This is a genomic window from Buttiauxella sp. AC038, assembly GCF_979253565.1.
Map to the genome: position 1 here is coordinate 3,194,913 of NZ_CEEDCQ010000001.1, position 19,509 is coordinate 3,214,421.

Consider the following 19,509-nt stretch of genomic DNA (forward strand, 5'->3'; position numbering starts at 1 on the left):
CATCCAAGGAATGATGATGATGCATAAAAACGCACGCTGGGTGCTTAACCCGTTGCTTCTGGCGATGATGGCTCCGGCTTTCGCGCAGCAAACTTCCGAAGAAAATATTCTGGTTTCTGCGAACCGTATGCATCGTACGGTGGCTGAAATGGCGCAGACCACTTGGGTTATTGAAGGCACCGAGCTTGAGCAACAGATTCAGGGAGGCAAGGAGCTGAAAGACGCACTTGCACAGTTAATTCCCGGTCTGGATGTCAGTAGCCAAAGCCGTACCAACTACGGCATGAACATGCGCGGCCGTTCTATCGTGGTTTTAGTGGATGGCGTTCGTCTGAACTCTTCCCGTACCGATAGCCGCCAGCTCGACTCTATTGACCCTTTCAACATCGAACACATCGAAGTTATCTCTGGTGCAACTTCGCTGTATGGCGGTGGTAGTACTGGCGGTCTGATTAATATCGTGACGAAAAAGGGCCAGCCTGACACTCAGGTCGAATTTGAAACCGGGATTAAGTCTGGTTTTAACAGCAGTAAAGATCATGATGAACGTGTCGCCAGCTCCATTTCTGGCGGTAACGATAATGCCTCTGGCCGTTTATCTGTGGCTTATCAGAAATTTGGTGGCTGGTTTGATGGCAATGGCGACCAGACTTTGCTCGATAACACGCAAACCGGTTTACAGTATTCCGACCGTCTGGATGTCATGGGTACCGGCACGATAAATATTGATGAAACCCAGCAACTGCAGGTGGTGACTCAATATTATAAGAGCCAGGGAGACGATGATTACGGGCTGAATCTGGGTGAAAATTTCTCCGCAGTGACCGGTAATGGCAAAGCGTTTGTCAGTGACAATCTTAATTCTGACCGCATTCCTGGTACCGAACGCCATCTGATTAGCCTGCAATACTCCAACAGCGACTTCCTCGGCCAGGAAGTGGTTGGGCAGATTTACTATCGTGATGAGTCTCTGACCTTCTATCCTTTCCCGACGCTCACGCGTGGAGCCGTAACCAGTTTCTCGGCCTCCCAGCAGGATACCGATCAGTACGGGGCGAAACTGGCTCTTACCAGCCAACCGCTGGATGGCTGGCAGATTACCTATGGCGTCGATGCCGATCACGAGAGCTTTACCTCGAACCAAATGTTCTTTTATCTGGCAAAAGCCAATGCTTCAGGTGGTCTGAATAACCAGAGCATTTACACCACTGGCCGCTATCCAGGTTACACCATCACTAACCTCGCTCCGTTCCTGCAAAGCAGTTATGACATCAACGAACTGTTTACCCTGAGCGGCGGCGTGCGCTATCAGTGGACCGAGAACAAAGTCGATGATTTTGTTGGCTTTACTCAGCAACAAGGTATTGCAAACGGTATCGCTCAGTCTGCGGACGCAATCCCTGGCGGCAGCACGGATTACGACAACGCGTTATTCAATGCCGGTCTGTTAATGCATATTACTGACCGCCAGCAAGCGTGGTTTAACTTCTCACAAGGTGTAGAGCTTCCTGATCCAGGCAAATACTACGGTAATGGCACTTACCGACTGGTGAATGGCCATTACCAACTGGTAAATAGCGTGAACGTCGGGCAGTCAAAACTACAGGGGATCAAAGTCGATTCTTATGAGTTGGGTTGGCGTTATACCGGTGATAGCCTGCGCAGCCAAATTGCGGCGTACTACTCGTTGTCTGACAAGTCGATCTCCATCAACCGCGCAGATATGACCATCAATGTGGAAGATGACAAGCGTCGTATTTACGGTGTTGAAGGTGCTGTGGATTACTTTATTCCAGACTCGAACTGGAGCACCGGCGTTAACTTTAACGTGCTTAAGTCCGAAACTAAAGTGGATGGCAAATGGCAGAAATGGGACGTGATTTACGCAAGCCCTTCAAAAGCCACCGCGTATGTTGGCTGGGCACCAGACCCGTGGAGCCTGCGAGTTCAAAGCCAGCAGACCTTTGATTTAACCGATGCCAGCGACAATAAGATCAATGGTTATAACACCGTCGACTTTATTGGAAGCTACGCTCTACCACTAGGCAAGCTGAGCTTCAGCATCGAAAACCTGCTTGATAAAGACTACACCACCGTGTGGGGCCAGCGCGCACCATTGCTTTACAGCCCAACGTACGGCAGCCCTTCGCTGTACGAATATAAAGGGCGTGGGCGCACTTACGGCGTGAATTACTCCCTGCAATTCTAAATTGACCACAGCAGGCTGGCTAAAAACCAGCCTGCTTTTTTACTCTCATACACAAAATCCTTCTCGACCAAAACCCAGTAGTCATTTAAAACATAGGGACTCTAATGATAGGTACGGCTTATATTTGGTAGGATTAGCTTATGTTGGCAGGTTTAATCGGTTTAGGTTCAGTCATCGAAACAGCATATCTCCCGGCGCTACGCCGCATCTCTACTCCCTTGCTCAAATGTTACGGTTATGACGCTGACCCGGCGCGTGAGATTGACGGCATTACCCGTTGTGATTCCCTGGATGCACTTTTAGCAATGCCGCTCGACGTGGTGCTTATCACGACATCGTCTCTTCATCACCTTCCCGTTCTTGAGCGAGTCTTGCAAAGTGATGTGCCTGCGATTGTGGTAGAAAAACCGGTTGCTGCCACACTTGCACAACTTGAGACACTTAAAACACTGCTCGCGCAACCACAAAATGCCGTGCGTGTTCTGGCTTTGGATCACTGGATGATTCGTACTCAAGCCTGTAATCACATTCACAACATCAATGAGATAAAGTGCATCGAAGGTTTTTTAATGGAGCCAAGTGGTTTTAATGCCGCAGGTGAGCCGATTGCCCTGAACTTTGCAACGGGTGAAGCGGACACCCGCCAGTTGCGTCATCCTGACGGTGTAATTGTCGATATCGGTACTCATACTCTCGCCATGATGCGTGAAACTGTCCATCAGTTAGGTGGCAATGACCAGCACAGCGTGGAACTCAGTTACGCACGCGACCGCCTGGGGAATGCAATTGCGGCGGGTGACTTCACTACCGCAGAAGGTGAAGCGCTGTTAACCGGAACGATGAGCGGCATTCCCTTTACGCTCCATCTCAATAAATATGCCGGGCCTGCTGGCGGCCAAAAAGGGATGCGAATTCATCTTCGTAACGGGCAAATTATCAATATCGATCGTCAAGGTTTGAATGAGGTAGTTGAACGGATTTCTGAACAGGGAACCGAGTGCTGCACCCTGGCGGGGCCGCTTTACGACCGTTGTTTACATGATGTCGTCTTTGGCGAGCAAAGGTTGTTCTTGCGCACACCTGAAGAAATACCAGCCTACACTCAGCGCCGGATAGCAGAAGTTACTGCCTTGCTGGAGTTGCAACAGCAGTTACGCGGCACACATTGATGGGATTTTCACGGCACAAAAGAACAACTTTATGGATTGCCAGAGAACGGCCATTTGTTTGTGGAAAATATTTGACTGATCGTTCCATAATCACTACTATGCCGCTTCAACTCATTTCGAGTCACCCTTCCCTATGAGTGTCGAAAAACCAACTTATCCTGGTCGTCCAAGAACGTTCGAAGACAAGGATGTCATTGATGCCGCTGTAGCTGTTTTTAGTATTCATGGTTACGCGGGCACCTCTGCGCAAGATTTATGCAATGGCACCGGATTAGGGCGGGGAAGCTTATATAACGCCTTTGGTAGCAAGCAGGCTCTGTATGAGCAAGCTTTGTTGCGTAGCCATGAGCAAACAATGTCGGCACAGCTAGCAATTCTTACACAATCTGGTCCGGTGAAAGAACGATTACATACCCTTCTGCTCTGGGGTATTACCGAAGATCTCTCGCAACCAGAACAACATGATGCAATGGTCCTTTTTTCTGCTCTGGAGCAAGGCAGTAAAGACGGAACAGTTGCCAACCTGAACAGAGAATATCGCCAACGTTTAGAACAAACTTTGGTATTGGTATTTTCCGAGGGTCAACAGAATGGTGAACTAAGCAATAAAGCTTCTGCTCTAGAAATGGCAAGAGGTTTTATGGCGGGTTATTATGGTTTACGTGTTCTAAGCAAAAATATTTCAGATAGAAAAACCCTCGAAGATGTCGTCGTTGGCCTGTTAATCAACTTGTAATTTCCATCTAAAAATCTCATCTATTTTTGCCTTTAATTTTGTAATGATCATTCCAATACATGGAGAAAATTAAAAATTATGCCGTTAGTTGTTTATATTTTAGGGTTGGCTATTTTTTCGCTTGGCACTGCTGAATTAATGGTAGCGGGTATGATGTCTACCCTATCAGACGCATTCGATATTACGGTGGGTGAAGTCGGGCATCTCATCTCTTATTATGCTTTTGGCGTGATGTTGGGCGGCCCAGTATTAACCTATGTTTTTCTAAAATTTAAAGCTCCCTATAGAACAACATTATTATGGCTATTAGGGCTGTATGTTATTGTTCAAGGATTTAGTGCGTTTGTCTCGGATTACAATGTTCTGGTCGCAATCCGAATTGTGACGGGTATTTTGTGCGCGGGTTGTTTGAGTCTGTCTTTAGCAACAAGCATGGCACTCGTGCCTGTGGAGAGTCGTCCACGCGCGGCTTCAATCGTCATCGCTGGCTTTATGGTATCTAACGTTTTTGGCGTCCCGCTTGCGACTATCATCGATCAGCAATGGGGCTGGCGAATGAGCTTTGGATTGGTCGCCATTCTTGTCTTCATATGCCTGTGCGCATTAGTGCGTCTATTACCGCCTATGGCTGGCGGTAGTACCATCAAAATGGCTGAAGAAATAAAAGCATTCAAAAACAAAGCTTACTGGAAAGCCTGTGCTACAAGCTGCTTAATTTTAGGTGCCAGTTTTGCTGCCTTTAGTTATTTCGTACCCGTATTGGTTGATGTAGCTGATTTTAATATGCAGACAGTCCCCTTTATTTTGATGCTCTATGGCCTGGCGAACATTGTGGGTAATATGATAACCGGAAGGCTGGCATATCGTCATAGCTTAGCCATTATGGTTGTCGGGTTAATTGTTCTAAGCATTTCATTATTAGGCATGGCCTTATTTGCACAATATCAATCGATCGCAATTCTGGCAGTCATATTTATCGGTTTATCTGGCGTTCCTATGAATCCAGCAATGATGGCACGTATTGTTAGTGTGGCTCATCCAGGTCCGATGGTAAATGCGGTTCATACTTCGGTAATTAATATTGGTTTGGGTGGCGGTTCTTATTTAGGTGGAATGGCTATTTCATCTGGGTATGGATTACGATCGGCCTTATGGATTGGTCTGATATTAGCTATTCTGGCTTTATTGTCTGTTTTACCTTATGCACGCCGTGGAAAACAGGGATGGAATTAATCTACTGAATCGTAACTAAAACGCCCGAGTCATCGATGATCCGGGCGTTTAGCGATCAATTTAAAACCGTTAGATTTTGTTTAAAACTAACTGGCCATTGTCATTGAGCGGAATCTGCGTGCCAGGGTCTTTATCCATACGGATTTTGCCCTGCTGATCGCCAATGCGATAAGTTACGTCATAACCGATCATTTTCTCTGATTTGTCATAGACGGTTTTGCATTTCTGCTGGCTAGTGGTGTAGGTGTCGCGGTCTTGCATTGCGCCCTGAGCCTGGTTACCTGCGTAACCACCACCTAATGCACCGGCAACCGTTGCAACATCTTTACCACGCCCACCACCAAACTGATGGCCAATAACACCACCTGCAACAGCTCCCAGCGCAGAACCAAGAATGCGGTTCTCATCCTGGACAGGACGGCGGTGAGTTACCGTTACGTTGCGGCACTCCTGGCGTGGCGTTTTTACTGTTTCCTTAATGGGTGTCGCTGACACTACCTGTGCGTACTGAGGGCCACGGTCAAAAACATTCATGCTGGCGACCGCTGCCAGACCCAGTGCTGCGGCCACACCGATACCTATACCCGCTAACATTGATTTATTCACAGGACATCCTCCTGATTGTGCAATTGCTTACAATTTTGCAGCCAAAGGAGGCTTTCCACAAATCAGACAACGGATGAAAAATGCGGATTCATAGGCTGGAACCATGTGTTTGAGAGAAATCCTAAGCATGAAATGTTCATTTATGGATTTTTATGCTGCCATGTATAAAAAACCCGGCTCAAGGCCGGGTTTGAATATCAATCTCAATCGCGATTAGTGCAGTTTCAGGCGCGGACGAATCACGCGGTTAATACTACCCACCAGCATCATCAAGCCAGTTTTGAAGTAGCCATGCAGTGCGACCTGGTGCATGCGGTAAAGAGAGATATAGACGAAACGTGCCATACGCCCTTCTACCATCATCGAACCGCGCATCAGGTTACCCATCAGGCTGCCAACAGTTGAAAACTTAGACAGCGACACCAGTGAACCGTGATCCTTATAAACATAGGACTTTAGCGGTTTATCTTTCATCTGCGCCAGAATATTGGTCAGAACCAATGAGGCCATCTGGTGTGCCGCTTGTGCACGTGGAGGCACAAAGCCGCCTTCAGGACGTGCACAGGATGCACAGTCACCAATCGCGAAAATATCAGGGTCGCGGGTGGTTTGCAGCGTAGGCTCAGTCACCAGTTGGTTGATACGGTTAGTCTCAAGACCACCGATATCTTTCATAAAGTCTGGTGCTTTGATACCTGCAGCCCAAACCATCAGATCTGCTGCGATATATTCGCCATCTTTGGTATTAAGTCCACCAGCATCCGCAGAAGTCACCATGGTTTGCGTCAGAACACGCACGCCAAGTTTGGTCAGCTCGCTGTGAGCCGCTGCTGAAATACGTGGTGGCAGCGCAGGCAGAATGCGTTCACCGGCTTCCACCAGCGTTACATTTAGCGCTTCGTTCGTCAGGCCTTTGTAGCCGTAGCTGTGCAGCTGTTTCACCGCATTGTGCAGTTCCGCAGACAGCTCAACACCGGTAGCCCCGCCACCAACGATAGCAATATTCACTTTGCCGCTGGCACCCAGATTTGCAGAATACTTGAGGAACAGATTCAGCATTTCGGAGTGGAAACGACGCGCCTGATGCGGGTTATCGAGGAAGATACAGTTATCTTTCACGCCCGGCGTGTTGAAGTCGTTGGAAGTACTACCCAGCGCCATCACCAGCGTGTCGTAAGGGATTTTGCGTTCAGGAACCAGCAGCTCTCCTTTATCGTCACGCAGTTCTGACAGCGTCAGCGTTTTGCTTTCGCGGTTGATATCAACCACTGAACCAAGCTGGAACTGGAAGTGATGGTTACGGGCATGAGCCAGGTAGCTCAGCGCATCCACACCTTCATCCAGTGAACCGGTTGCGACTTCATGCAACAGCGGTTTCCACAAATGACTATGGTTACGATCGATAAGCGTAACTTTCGCTTTTTTACCACGGCCTAGTTTTTTACCGAGCTGAGTGGCCAGTTCAAGTCCGCCAGCACCACCACCGACAATGACAATCTTTCTTAATGGCGTAGTCAAAGTGACCCCCTTAAAATATTAACCAATTGTTAATTAAAGGTTATGTAAATAGCATTTAATTAACAACAAGTTACCTAAACAAACTCACTAATGTGACCAAAGAATAACATGGATGGTGTATTGGTCATACCAAAATTGATGTGCGTCAAATTTTTATGCCGAAAAGATAAACAAAAAGGGCCAGCACATAGCTGACCCTTTCACTTTTACGTCTTTAAGCCCCGGCTAGCCGAGGGTTTTGAACGCTTTTATACGTTGCAAATGTGGTGAGATATTTTTGAATTTATGGGTCTGTTCCTGATCCCATACGATTTCATAGTAATGATGCAGCAATTCTGCAGCACGGGTGTTATCGAGCGCTTCATCATTACGCGACAAAATCGCCAGGCAACGATCGCGGTTTTTCTCGCGGAAGTTTTGCACGCACTTGGTCGAAATATCGCTGTACTCTTCAGGGCGATCGATTTTCCCTTCCATGTTCTCTTGCGGGAACAAATTCGGGTTAAAGATCACCTGACGAATATCGCACAAGAAACCGATACGTTCGGCCCAAAAGCCTCCAAGTCCAACGCCACAAATCAGTGGGCGTTCATCGTCACTGAGTTGCAGCATCTTGTCGACTTCTTTGAGCAGATGCTGCATGTCGTGTTTCGGATGCCGCGTGCTGTAACTGATAAGCCGCACGTCCGGGTCGATAAACTGGAGTTGCAGCACCTTTTCATGGTTACCAGGACTGTTAGAGTCGAAACCGTGTAAATAGATAATCATTGCATCCTCACCACACGAATTCAGGCCTTCTGGCCTGAGGAGTTAAAGACCCGCCTTGTGGGCTTGCCACTGCTCATGCAGCGCCTCAAGTTGCTGGCTTGCTGCCTTCCAGCGCGCTGATGACCTCAGCTCCTGACGGGTAAATGAACCTTTATGATACAAACCTGTAACACGTTCTGCTTTGACCGGAGACAGGTTATCTAACACGCTCACCGCACCATTACGATTATTGCAGACCAGGATCATATCGCAACCTGCATTCAGTGACGCCTGGCCACGTTCCGCATAGCTGCCCATAATCGCCGCCCCTTCCATCGACAAGTCGTCAGAGAAGATAACGCCGTTAAAACCAAGCTCACCACGTAACACGGTTTTCAGCCAGTGCGGGGAACCACTCGCCGGAAGTGGGTCAACGTCAGTGTAGATAACGTGCGCAGGCATAATGGCATCAAGTTTGTTATCGGTGATAAGCGTACGGAAAATCTGCATATCGTGCTCACGGATAAGCGCTTCATCGCGCGGGTCACGCGGCGTTTCTTTATGAGAGTCGGCAGTAACCGCACCATGCCCCGGGAAGTGTTTGCCGGTAGTTTTCATGCCTGCAGCATGCATACCGTCGATAAAGGACGTCGCCATGGCCAGCGCTTTATGTGGGTCTTCATGATATGAACGCTCACCAATTGCCGCGCTGATATGGCCGATATCCAGCACTGGTGCGAAGCTGATGTCAATATCCATGGCAATCATTTCGCTCGCCATCAACCAGCCCGCTTCCTGAGCCAGTTTGCCGCCCTGCTCAAGCCCATGTAACGCAGCAAAAGATTGGGCCGCCGGTAGAAGGGTAAAACCTTCACGGAACCGCTGAACACGTCCGCCTTCCTGATCAACGGCAACCACCAGACGATTGCGGGAAGCCTCGCGGATTTGACGCACCAATTCACGCAGTTGCTCGGGATCGTGATAGTTGCGGGTAAACAGAATCAGCCCACCGACCAGTGGATGTTTTAGAATTTCACGCTCTTCGGCATCCAGCTCAAAGCCTGCCACATCTAACATTACCGGACCCACATCAACCTCTCTTTATCAATTCTTATCCCGCAACTGGCTCCAGGCCTCGTCTGCAAGAGTTATAAATGTTCTATCCTGCGTTTGCGACCAACGGCATTCATACCAGGATGCCATCAGCATAATGACCCAAGGTTGCCAACGTGCGACCTGTCGGGCTAACGCTTTTGGCGGAATATGGCTTAACTGCGCGTAAGTATGAACCAACCGCTCACTATCAACGTTACTATCCAGCGTGATTGCGGCCAACTCCAGTGCCACATCCCCATCACCGGCATATTCCCAGTCTATAAGCTTGATACCGTCTGGCTGATTTAGCAGGTTTCCGGCATGAACATCCATATGCAGTGGTGCCAGACGCAGTGGCTTCGGTTCACCCTGCCGCTTCATTTGTTTCATCAACCGCAGCCAGAGCAAACTTCTTCGTTGTGATGCGGCGTTTTGCCAATAATGCTCAAGCAATGGCAACAGACTGATTCGCCAGCCAAAACAGTGTTGACGATGCAAATCATACAGCAACGAAGTGAGCGTTTGCAGTGAGGGGAGTTCCGATTTCACCTCCCCATTGAGCCATTCAACGATAAGCCAGCCTTCTGCCAGACAAACGGGCCGAGGCCCTATTCCCGTAGGAAGGTGTCTCAGTGCCCGATATTGTCTACTGAGAGAAACCCCAGGCATTGGGGCTGCAAGCTGATGTCGGGCAACATACTCTTGCCCTCCAAGGTTGAAATGCAGGCTGCCGCCGCTTAATCCCTGAAGATGAGAAAAGCAACCGGCGGCCTGAGCCGCCGGAAGGTATTTCTCAATCACACGTTGAAGTGTCGAATTATTGAGTTTGTTGTACAGCACCGCTTCCTGACCAGATAATTTCGCCAGTTTGTACCAACATCAACTGCATTTTCAGCGTCGGTGCATTCACATTACCGCTGGCGTTGCTGTAGAGCACATATTGCGCGCCAACATTACGGGCAATGCCAATCGCTTTACTGCGCGATCCAAGACTGTCTTGCGGTGATAACCCTAATTGCTGTTTCGCCAGCGAAAGCTGCTGTGCTGAAACAAGGGTAAATTTGGCATTGTTCTCCAGCGCACCACGTAGTGCTTCTGTCGCTTTGCTGGTTTGCAGTGAACCATTAGTGTGGTTATTTACGCTGTCCACCAGCAATACGCCACCGGCTGTTACACCTTCGGCCTGAAGCATTTTGCCAACCATTGGCTGCATGGTGCTACCCCAATCGTAACTGCGCACTTTTGGTGTCGCAGGAATGGTTGGTTGTGGCTGTTCAATCGGGCCTGGCTGAGTGGGTACAGTTGGCACTGTTGGAACAGTTGGTTGCGGCTCTACTGGTTGCTGCGGAACAGGTTTTACTTCTTCCACAGGTGCAGGCGCTTCACCACGGTTAATACACCCGGATAAAATCATCGCCGCAGCGAGAATAACCAGATAACGATAGATTCCCTTAATCAAAATTCACCCCTTACAAAGAGAGAGAAAGACGTACTTTACGTGCGTCTGGATAACTGGCTATGGATGACACCGAAACGCTTGATTTCGCTGGTAACGTAATCGCGCGTTGCTGCTCGAGAGGATGAATCTCAAGACCCTTTTCGTCATACCAATAGAAACGATAGTTGATGATGACTGGGTTAGACTGTTCATTATATAGCTGGCTGCGAGAAACAGTGGCGCCCTTGTCAGTTGAAATTTCAGGCTTTTCAGCACTGACTCCCGCCGCCAACACAGATGCCTCCATGACCAGCGTTTGCCCATCATTAACAGGGATAGCAGGTTTGGAGCTACACCCTGCCATGACAATGACGGCCAATAGCATTAACAGCGGGTTATTTTTCATCAACTTATCCTTTATGCGTCAGCATCGGACCCAGCACGCGACCGCCCAACAGATGCATGTGGATATGATAGACTTCCTGCCCGCCATGACGATTGCAATTCATGATCAGACGATAGCCATCCTCAGCAATCCCTTCTTGCTCAGCAATTTTTGCAGCAACGGTCAACATGCGCCCCAACGCCAGTTCATGCTCAGCGGTGACATCGTTAACTGTTGGGATCAGGATATTAGGGATAATAAGGATGTGGGTAGGTGCCTGCGGCGATATGTCACGGAATGCAGTAACTAACTCATCTTGATAAACGATATCTGCCGGAATTTCGCGGCGAATAATTTTACTGAAAATAGTTTCTTCGGCCATGACGTTACCTTTATTCATTAATTGCTGGCTATTTGCTCGTTTAAGTCGCTGCGCGCACAGGCTTAAAGGCATAACGTAAGAGTATGAGCGAGTTACTCGTGCTCTTTCAACCTTAACCCATTATTTCTTTATCACTCTTTGGGCAACCTGCTTCTCAGATCTTTCGTAAACCCTGCACTTCTCGTGATTAAAACCATATTTCACTTGAGCTGTAACATATGTTTACAGCTTATCAATGAATGAGTATATTTCTCATTTGCATTTTCATTCGTGTGTCACAAATAAAATCGCAAACAATCAATGTACTCTGTGACCGGACTCCTTTGGCACTCAGACACAACCTCCAATAATTCATAAGGGTTTAAGATGTCTTTAACCATTTCTACCAGGGATGGGCAACGCGCACCTGCCAGCGCTATTTCTATGCTGGCATCCTGTATTGCTTTCGCACTCGTTCCTTCAACCGCTTTCTCCGCCACTCAAAATGCAGAAGAAACGCTGGTTGTCGAAAACTCGGTATCTAATACATCCGATGCAGAAGAGAGCGATTACAGTGTTAAAACCACCACCAGCGGTACGAAAATGTTGCTGGTGCCGCGTGATATTCCGCAATCCGTTAGCATCATCAGCGAGCAGCGCATGCAGGACCAGAATCTTGAGTCACTGGGCGATGTCCTGAAAAACACCACGGGTATATCTGAAAGTGTTGCCGACTCCGACCGCAGCAACTTCTACTCGCGTGGTTTTTTAATAGACAACTATATGGTCGATGGCATCCCAACGCTGTTTGAATCGCGCTGGAACCTGGGCGATGCCTTGACCGATACTGCGATGTATCAGCAGATTGAAGTTGTCCGTGGTGCTAATGGCCTGATGACTGGTTCCGGTAACCCTTCAGCCGCCGTCAATATGGTGCGCAAACATGCCGATAGCCGTGAATTCCAGACCAACGTTTCGGCAGAGTATGGGAGCTGGAATAAACAACGCTATGTTGCTGATATGTCTACGCCACTGACCGACAATGGTAATGTTCGCGGCCGCATGGTTGCAGGTTATCAGGATAACGACAGCTGGCTTGACCGCTACAACCAGAAGAAAAAATTCTTCTATGGTGTGCTCGATGCGGATTTGACCGAGGCCACCAGTTTCTCAGTCGGTTATGACTATCAGGAAACCAACGTGAATAGCCCGACCTGGGGCGGTATTCCACGTTGGTACACCGATGGCAGCAAAACTGACCCGGACCGCAGCTACAGCACGGCCCCTGACTGGGCTTACAACGACAAAGAATCGCAGCGTACTTTCCTCACTCTGAAGCAAAAACTGGGCAATGACTGGCAGCTCACGGTTAACGGCACGCACACGGAAATGGACCTCGAGAGTAAGCAACTTTACCTGGATGGACTGGTAGATAAAAACAGCGGCATGATGGTTAGCCCATATGGCGCATCCTACCCATATGTAGGTGGCACGGGTTATAACACCGGTAAGCGCAAAGTGGATGCTCTCGATACCTTTGCCAATGGCTCTTATGAACTCTTCGGCCAGCAGCATGAACTCATGGTTGGAACCAGCTACACCAAACAGAACAATACTTATTACAGCTCGTGGGAAAACATCAGCGATACCCAGTTAGGCAATTACAATGACTATGACGGCAACTTCCCGGAAACCAACTGGACGCCATTGAGTCTCGCTCAGGAAGATACGGTTCGCCAGAAGTCTGCTTATATGGCGACTCGTATTACTCTAGCCGACCCTTTGCACGTCATCGTGGGTGCGCGTTACACCAAATACAATCTGCATACGCTAACCCAGGAGCTTGAGAAAAATAACACGTCGCCTTATGCCGGCGTGGTGTTTGATATCAATGATGACTGGTCAACATATGCAAGTTATACCTCCGTCTTTAAGCCGCAAACCGAGCGTGACGAGCAAGGGAATTACCTTACCCCAATCACAGGTAACAACTATGAAGCAGGCGTGAAATCAGACTGGATGAATAGCCGTCTGACCACGTCTCTTGCCATCTTCCGTATTGAGCAAGATAACCTCGCGCAATCGACCGGCATGGTAATTCCAGACAGCAACGGTGAAACGGCCTACCGTGAAGCTGATGGTACCGTGAGTAAGGGTGTGGAGTTTGAGATTAACGGCGCGTTGACTGATGACTGGCAGATGACATTTGGTGCAACACGTTATATTGCAGAAGACAGCGACGGTAAAGCTGTTAACCCTAATCTGCCTCGCACTTCAGTTAAATTGTTCACCAGTTACCGCATCCCAACACTGCGCGAGCTAACTGTGGGTGGCGGTGTTAACTGGCAAGATCATGTGTGGGCAGATGTTCCAGTACCGGGTGGTACTTTCCGTGCGGAACAAGGCAGTTATGCGTTGGTTGATTTGTTTGCCCGTTATCAGGTTACGAAAGCGTTCTCGGTACAGGCGAACATCGATAACTTGTTCGACAAAACTTACGACAGCAACATCGACAGCCGTTCCATCGTCTACGGCGCACCGCGCAACTACTCTGTAAGCGCTAATTACGCGTTCTAGTCTCAATGGCGGATGGCGCAAGATTATTCACCATGCAAAATTGGTTTCAAATCATAGCCTAAATAGTTCAAGTTGCAGGTAGGCGGCAAATGAGCGAATCCCCAGGAGCTTACTAAAGTAAGTGACTGGGGTGAGCGAGTGCAGCCAACACCCCTGCAACTTGAAATATGACGGCTATGGGATGGCAATAAAAAAGGGAGGCCAATGGCCTCCCTCAGTTCTCCCCAACGACTTCTTAGCTGTTACGGATCCACTCATCCATTTCAGTTTTCAGGTTATCGGATTTAGTACCGAAGATTGCCTGAACACCTGAACCAGCTACTACTACACCTGCCGCACCCAATTTCTTCAGGCCAGCCTGGTCGACTTTAGAAATGTCGGCCACGCTAACACGCAGACGGGTAATACACGCATCCAGGTTAGTGATGTTTTCTTTACCGCCGAAGGCGCTAACCAGAGCCGGTGCCATTTCGCTTGTGGAAGTGGTACTGGTTTCGGTTGTTGCATCTTCACGACCTGGAGTTTTCAGGTCCAGCGCTTTAATCAGCACACGGAACACGGTGTAGTAAATCGCCGCATAGCACAGGCCAACAATTGGGAACAACCACAGTTTGCTGCTGTTTCCGCTCAGCACGATGAAGTCAATCAGACCGTGAGAGAAGGAAGTACCGTCACGCATACCCAGAAGGATACAGATTGGGAACGCCAGGCCTGCCAACACCGCGTGGATGATGTACAGGATTGGAGCAACGAACATGAAGGAGAACTCGATTGGCTCGGTAATACCGGTCAGGAACGAGGTCAGTGCAGCGGAGATCATGATACCGCCGACTTTTGCACGGTTCTCAGGTTTAGCTGAGTGCCAGATTGCGATAGCAGCAGCAGGCAGACCATACATTTTAAACAGGAAGCCACCAGACAGTTTGCCCGCAGTTGGGTCACCTGCCATGTAACGTGGGATATCGCCGTGGAATACCTGACCTGCAGCATTGGTGTATTCACCAATTTGCATCTGGAATGGAACGTTCCAGATGTGGTGCAGACCGAATGGTACCAGGCAGCGCTCTACGAAACCGTAGATACCGAATGCCACAACCGGGTTCTGGTAAGCAGCCCACTGAGAGAAGGTCTGGATAGCCGTACCGATTGGAGGCCAGATGAAGGACAGCACAACGCCCATGAAGATCGCAGCCAGACCAGAGATGATCGGTACGAAACGTTTACCGGCGAAGAAGCCCAGGTATTCTGGAAGCTTGATGCGGTAGAAACGGTTAAACATGTAGGCTGCGATTGCACCCGAGATAATACCGCCCAGAACACCGGTATCAGCCAGGTGCTTTGACGCGATCTCTTCTGCAGGGATATGCAGTACCAATGGCGCAACAACTGCCATGGTTTTAACCATGATGCCGTATGCAACCACAGAGGCTAATGCAGAAACGCCATCGTTATTTGTGAAGCCTAATGCCACACCGATAGCAAAAATCAGCGGCATGTTGGCGAATACTGAACCGCCCGCTTCCGCCATAACATGAGAAACCACTGCTGGCAGCCAACTGAAGTTTGCAGAACCGACGCCCAGCAGGATACCTGCGATAGGCAGTACGGATACTGGCAGCATCAGCGATTTACCCACCTTTTGCAGGTTAGCAAATGCATTCTTAAACATAATTGAGAGTGCTCCTGAGTATTTGTGCTTTTTTTACGCGTTATGCGCATCGGACTGGGGGGAGATCCGGTCCATAAACAGGCATCTAAGTGCCTTTTGATTTATTACGCAGAGTAAAATAAATCGAAGAAAGTTTGTTTGACGGCTATCACGTTTCTCAAACAGCCCAGTGAAAAACTTTCATAAGTTTACATTATGCGTATCTGAATGTTACAAAAACAGCCTTCACCGCCATTTTTATGGCGGTGAACTTTACTCGCTTAGATAATTAATTACGAGCTTTAAAATAAGTCAGATTTATCAGGCGGATTGCAAGCGGGAGTCAGGAATATGGAACAATGTAGCGAAGTTTTTTGTCGTCGCAACGGCCAATTCCTCAAGTGAAACACCTTTCAGTACCGCCATATATTCCGCCACATCGCGCGTCATTGCCGGTTGGTTTTCCTTACCACGATGCGGCACTGGCGCAAGGTACGGTGAATCAGTTTCCACCAGTATGCGATCCAGTGGCACATAACGCGCCGCATCCCTGAGTTGTTCAGCATTGCGGAAGGTCACAATGCCGGAGAAAGAGATATAAAAGCCCATGTCGAGCAATTTTCCAGCAGTTTCTCTGTCTTCCGTAAAACAGTGTAGTACCCCACCGCAGTCTGTCACTTTCTCTTCGTGCAGAATGGTCAGGGTATCGGCACGAGCATCACGGGTATGAACAATGACCGGTTTGTTGAGTTCGCGGCCAATCTGAATGTGATGACGGAATGATTCCTGCTGGCGTGGTTTGGTTTCTGGGGTATAGAAATAATCCAGACCCGTTTCACCCATTGCCACAACGCCTGGATCAGCAGCCAGACGGCGAAGTTCCTCGACATCATAAGCTTCGGCCTGGTTTAGCGGGTGCACACCACATGAATAAGCAACGTTCTGGCGTTCGCCTACCAACTGACGCATATCGCGATAACCTTCAAGCGTCGTCGCAACTGCAAGGCAAAACTTCACATCGCGCGCGGCAGCTTTTTCCAGAACATCATCAACACTTTTATGAAGAGATTGATAATCGAGGCCATCGAGATGGCAATGTGAGTCAACCAGGAACATACAAATACTCTTTAAAGATGGAAGGTAGGAAGGACTGCACCCGGTTGCATTAAACGCTCCCAAGTGAGCAATTGTTCAGTCAGCATTAATTCTCGGTTCACGCCCACAACACTTAACAGTGTTTCACGACATGAAAACCAACTATGCAGTATAGCTTGTAGCATCGCGGGAGTTGCGCTGGAGGCAAGGTTTGCTATCAATGTGTGTTGGTCATCATTGGTCAACCATGGTGTAGCCCCTTGTTGCCATTTTAGTGCATCAACCAAAAGAGAGCATAACCAGTGGACACGGACAGCTGCATCATCGCTATTCAACGCAGGCAATAACGCCAGCATATTTTTAGTCGCACAGGCTTCATTAAGTTTGTCGCATAGCAGCTGGCGGTGTTTCCACTGTTCTGGCTGCAAAAGAGCCAGAGCTCCTGCAGGTGCGCCTGAACTCAAACGCAATGCGGCACGCAGTTGTGCATTATCAAGGGTGATTTCCCGTGCCAGCCAGGCAAGGGCAAAATTCTCGTCAGGTGGAGTCAAATACCAGTACAGGCAGCGGCTTCTGAGCGTGGCGGGTAAACGAGCCGGTTCGCGGCTACCCAGGAAAAACCAGGTGTTCGCGGGCGGCTCTTCAAGCGTTTTTAACAGCGCATTGGCGGCCGCTTCAGTAAGCAGCCCGGCATCTTCAAGCCAGACGACTTTTGCCCCACCCTGCTGAGCATGGCTGTAGAGCTTCTCAGTAATTTCGCGGATGGCATCAATGCCAAGGCTTGATTTGCCCTTCTCAGGCGCAACGACATAGCTATCCGGATGTGTACCGGCCTGCATCAACTGGCAACTGCGACACTGGCCGCAGCTTTTACTCCCTTGCGGTTTCTGGCACATCAACCAGCGGGTGAGCGCGTAAATTAACGCATCGTCACCCATACCGGCTAATGAATGAAGCAGTAATGCATGGTGCCCACGCCCGGCCTGATACTGGCTGAGGATTTGCTCAAAAGGCGCGCGTAACCATGGATACCATTTCATTACGCCAGCCCCTTAGCCCACTCAAGTACGGCGTTACGCACGTCTTGCGACACATCATCCAACGATTGTGTTGCATCAATCGTATGAATACGGCTGTCGGCTGCGGCGAGCTCAAGGTAACGCGCACGGGTGCGGTTAAAGAAGTCGACAGACTCTTGTTCGATGCGGTCTAGCTCACCACGCGCACGCGCACGTGTCAGGCCCACTTCTGGCGTGACATCGAGATAAATGGTCAGGTCCGGGTAAAAATCACCAAGCACTGTATTACGCAGCGCCATGAGTAATTCCTGATCGATGCAGCGACCACCGCCTTGATAAGCCTGTGTAGAGAGATCATGCCGATCGCCTATCACCCATGCGCCACGTGATAGCGCCGGTTTGATAACTGTTTCAACTAACTGCACGCGTGCTGCGTAGAACATCAGCACTTCAGCTTTATCAGTAACGATTTCGTCACCGATACCTTTGTTGTTCAGCGTCAGCTCGCGCAATCTTTCCGCAAGAGGTGTGCCGCCGGGTTCACGCGTGAACACCAGATCGGTTACACCCAGCTCTTTTAAAGTCGCAACGACCACGTTATGCGCGTTAGTTTTCCCTGCTCCTTCGAGCCCTTCAATGACGATAAATTTACTGACCATTCTTATCCTTCAGCGCTTTGATATACACCTGCACAGCCTGGTTATGACCTGCAAGGTTGGTATTGAATGTGTGGCCGCCCTTTCCATCCGCGACAAAATAGAGATACGGTGTTTTCGCCGGGTGAGCCGCAGCCTGTAGCGAGGCATTGCCTGGGATCGCAATCGGTCCAGGCGGCATACCGCTAATCACGTAGGTATTATACGGCGTAGGCGTTTCGAGGTCTTTACGTGACAGTTTACCATTATAGCTTTGACCCATACCGTAAATTACCGTCGGGTCAGTTTGTAAACGCATGCCGATACGCAGACGGTTGATGAATACCGATGCGACCTGATCGCGCTCTGCTGCGACAGCCGTTTCTTTCTCAATGATCGAGGCCATCGTCACCAAATCATTTTGAGTTTTATACGGCAGCCCTTCTTTTTTGCCATCCCACGCAGCCTGAACCGCTTTGACCATCCGCTCATGAGCACGTTTTAGCAGTGCGATATCTGTCGTATTTGCGGTGTATAGCCAAGTGTCAGGGAAGAACCAGCCCTCGACCCATTCAGGGTGTTCAAATTTTAAGGCTTCGGCAACCGTGGCGTAGCTATCATCTTTAAGCGTGTGCTGAATGTATGGCGCTTCGCGCAATTGCTTCAGCCAGTCGCTCAGGCGAGTCCCTTCCACAAAGCGAATCGGGAATTGCGCTTCTTTGCCGCTCGCTAACAGTTTGAGCATCTCACGCACTGTCATTTGCGGCGTGAAGCGGTAGGTACCCGCTTTGAAATTAGCTAGATCGGGCTCAACTTTCAGCAGCCACTGGAATACGCGTGGGCGATTAAGCAATTTTTCGTCATACAATTGTTTACCCAAAGCCAGACGGCCGGTGCCAGGTTTAAGGGTGAAAATGGTTTCTTGCGCAATGGTCAGGTGACTGTTAGCGAGCTGGCGGACTTTGTATAAGCCAACGCCTGCCGCCACGCCAAATACAACCAACAGCAGCAGAAAGAAACGTAGCATCTTTTTCATCG

General features: G+C 49.2%; 18 protein-coding genes. 5 read left to right on the forward strand and 13 right to left on the reverse strand.

What is annotated here, in order from left to right; all coding sequences use genetic code 11:
• Positions 1 to 19 precede the first annotated feature (19 nt).
• The 4 genes from AC0IXI_RS15300 (at position 20) to AC0IXI_RS15315 (ending at position 5,347) form a co-directional block, all read left to right on the forward strand.
• Positions 20 to 2,209 (forward strand): TonB-dependent siderophore receptor, encoded by a 2,190-nt coding sequence (locus tag AC0IXI_RS15300; protein WP_471683237.1) that lies wholly within the window; start codon positions 20 to 22, stop codon positions 2,207 to 2,209.
• Between the two features lie 140 nt (positions 2,210 to 2,349).
• Positions 2,350 to 3,378 (forward strand): Gfo/Idh/MocA family oxidoreductase, encoded by a 1,029-nt coding sequence (locus AC0IXI_RS15305; RefSeq protein ID WP_471682725.1) that lies wholly within the window; start codon positions 2,350 to 2,352, stop codon positions 3,376 to 3,378.
• Between the two features lie 133 nt (positions 3,379 to 3,511).
• Entirely contained in the window at positions 3,512 to 4,114 is a 603-nt protein-coding gene (locus AC0IXI_RS15310; protein WP_471682726.1) for a TetR/AcrR family transcriptional regulator, read from the forward strand.
• A 78-nt stretch (positions 4,115 to 4,192) separates the two neighbouring features.
• On the forward strand, positions 4,193 to 5,347 hold the full coding sequence (locus AC0IXI_RS15315; protein WP_413497798.1) for an MFS transporter: 1,155 nt from the start codon (positions 4,193 to 4,195) through the stop codon (positions 5,345 to 5,347).
• Positions 5,348 to 5,416: 69 nt separating this feature from the next.
• Here the strand turns inward: AC0IXI_RS15315 and AC0IXI_RS15320 are convergent, their stop codons facing one another.
• From AC0IXI_RS15320 to hinT, 8 genes are all read right to left on the reverse strand, one after another.
• A complete protein-coding gene (locus AC0IXI_RS15320; protein ID WP_471682727.1) occupies positions 5,417 to 5,953 on the reverse strand; it encodes a glycine zipper 2TM domain-containing protein in 537 nt (178 codons plus the stop codon).
• Between the two features lie 213 nt (positions 5,954 to 6,166).
• A complete protein-coding gene (locus AC0IXI_RS15325) occupies positions 6,167 to 7,471 on the reverse strand; it encodes an NAD(P)/FAD-dependent oxidoreductase (RefSeq protein WP_034456136.1) in 1,305 nt (434 codons plus the stop codon).
• 225 nt (positions 7,472 to 7,696) lie between these two features.
• Entirely contained in the window at positions 7,697 to 8,239 is a 543-nt protein-coding gene (gene ycfP, locus AC0IXI_RS15330) for an alpha/beta hydrolase YcfP (protein ID WP_064517936.1), read from the reverse strand.
• Between the two features lie 42 nt (positions 8,240 to 8,281).
• Positions 8,282 to 9,307, reverse strand: coding sequence for a beta-N-acetylhexosaminidase (gene nagZ / locus AC0IXI_RS15335; RefSeq protein ID WP_471682728.1), 1,026 nt, complete (start codon positions 9,305 to 9,307; stop codon positions 8,282 to 8,284).
• Positions 9,308 to 9,322: 15 nt separating this feature from the next.
• On the reverse strand, positions 9,323 to 10,153 hold the full coding sequence (thiK, locus tag AC0IXI_RS15340; protein ID WP_471682729.1) for a thiamine kinase: 831 nt from the start codon (positions 10,151 to 10,153) through the stop codon (positions 9,323 to 9,325).
• Positions 10,131 to 10,727: a penicillin-binding protein activator LpoB gene (gene lpoB, locus AC0IXI_RS15345; protein WP_243839599.1), complete on the reverse strand. Its 597-nt coding sequence runs from the start codon at positions 10,725 to 10,727 to the stop codon at positions 10,131 to 10,133. Before lpoB ends, thiK begins: the two co-directional genes overlap by 23 nt.
• 55 nt (positions 10,728 to 10,782) lie before the next feature.
• Positions 10,783 to 11,157 (reverse strand): YcfL family putative periplasmic lipoprotein, encoded by a 375-nt coding sequence (locus AC0IXI_RS15350; RefSeq protein ID WP_471682730.1) that lies wholly within the window; start codon positions 11,155 to 11,157, stop codon positions 10,783 to 10,785.
• 4 nt (positions 11,158 to 11,161) lie between these two features.
• Positions 11,162 to 11,518, reverse strand: coding sequence for a purine nucleoside phosphoramidase (gene hinT / locus AC0IXI_RS15355; protein WP_064517928.1), 357 nt, complete (start codon positions 11,516 to 11,518; stop codon positions 11,162 to 11,164).
• A gap of 366 nt (positions 11,519 to 11,884) precedes the next feature.
• On the opposite strand from hinT, the gene fhuE reads away from it, so the two are divergent.
• Positions 11,885 to 14,074, forward strand: a complete 2,190-nt coding sequence (gene fhuE, locus AC0IXI_RS15360) for a ferric-rhodotorulic acid/ferric-coprogen receptor FhuE (RefSeq protein WP_471682731.1) — start codon at positions 11,885 to 11,887, stop codon at positions 14,072 to 14,074.
• Positions 14,075 to 14,309: 235 nt separating this feature from the next.
• On the opposite strand, the gene ptsG is transcribed toward fhuE, so the two are convergent.
• The 5 genes from ptsG to yceG form a co-directional block, all read right to left on the reverse strand.
• A complete protein-coding gene (ptsG, locus tag AC0IXI_RS15365) occupies positions 14,310 to 15,743 on the reverse strand; it encodes a PTS glucose transporter subunit IIBC (protein ID WP_064517924.1) in 1,434 nt (477 codons plus the stop codon).
• Between the two features lie 300 nt (positions 15,744 to 16,043).
• On the reverse strand, positions 16,044 to 16,838 hold the full coding sequence (locus AC0IXI_RS15370; RefSeq protein WP_064517922.1) for a metal-dependent hydrolase: 795 nt from the start codon (positions 16,836 to 16,838) through the stop codon (positions 16,044 to 16,046).
• Between the two features lie 11 nt (positions 16,839 to 16,849).
• The gene (holB, locus tag AC0IXI_RS15375) at positions 16,850 to 17,857 is read right to left on the reverse strand and encodes a DNA polymerase III subunit delta' (protein WP_413497802.1); all 1,008 of its coding nucleotides are present in this window, start codon (positions 17,855 to 17,857) and stop codon (positions 16,850 to 16,852) included.
• Complete coding sequence (gene tmk, locus AC0IXI_RS15380; RefSeq protein WP_064517919.1) at positions 17,857 to 18,495, reverse strand: dTMP kinase; 639 nt, start codon at positions 18,493 to 18,495, stop codon at positions 17,857 to 17,859. Before tmk ends, holB begins: the two co-directional genes overlap by 1 nt.
• On the reverse strand, positions 18,485 to 19,507 hold the full coding sequence (gene yceG / locus AC0IXI_RS15385; protein WP_424221879.1) for a cell division protein YceG: 1,023 nt from the start codon (positions 19,505 to 19,507) through the stop codon (positions 18,485 to 18,487). The genes tmk and yceG overlap by 11 nt, the downstream gene beginning before the upstream one ends.
• Between the last annotated feature and the right edge of the window lie 2 nt (positions 19,508 to 19,509).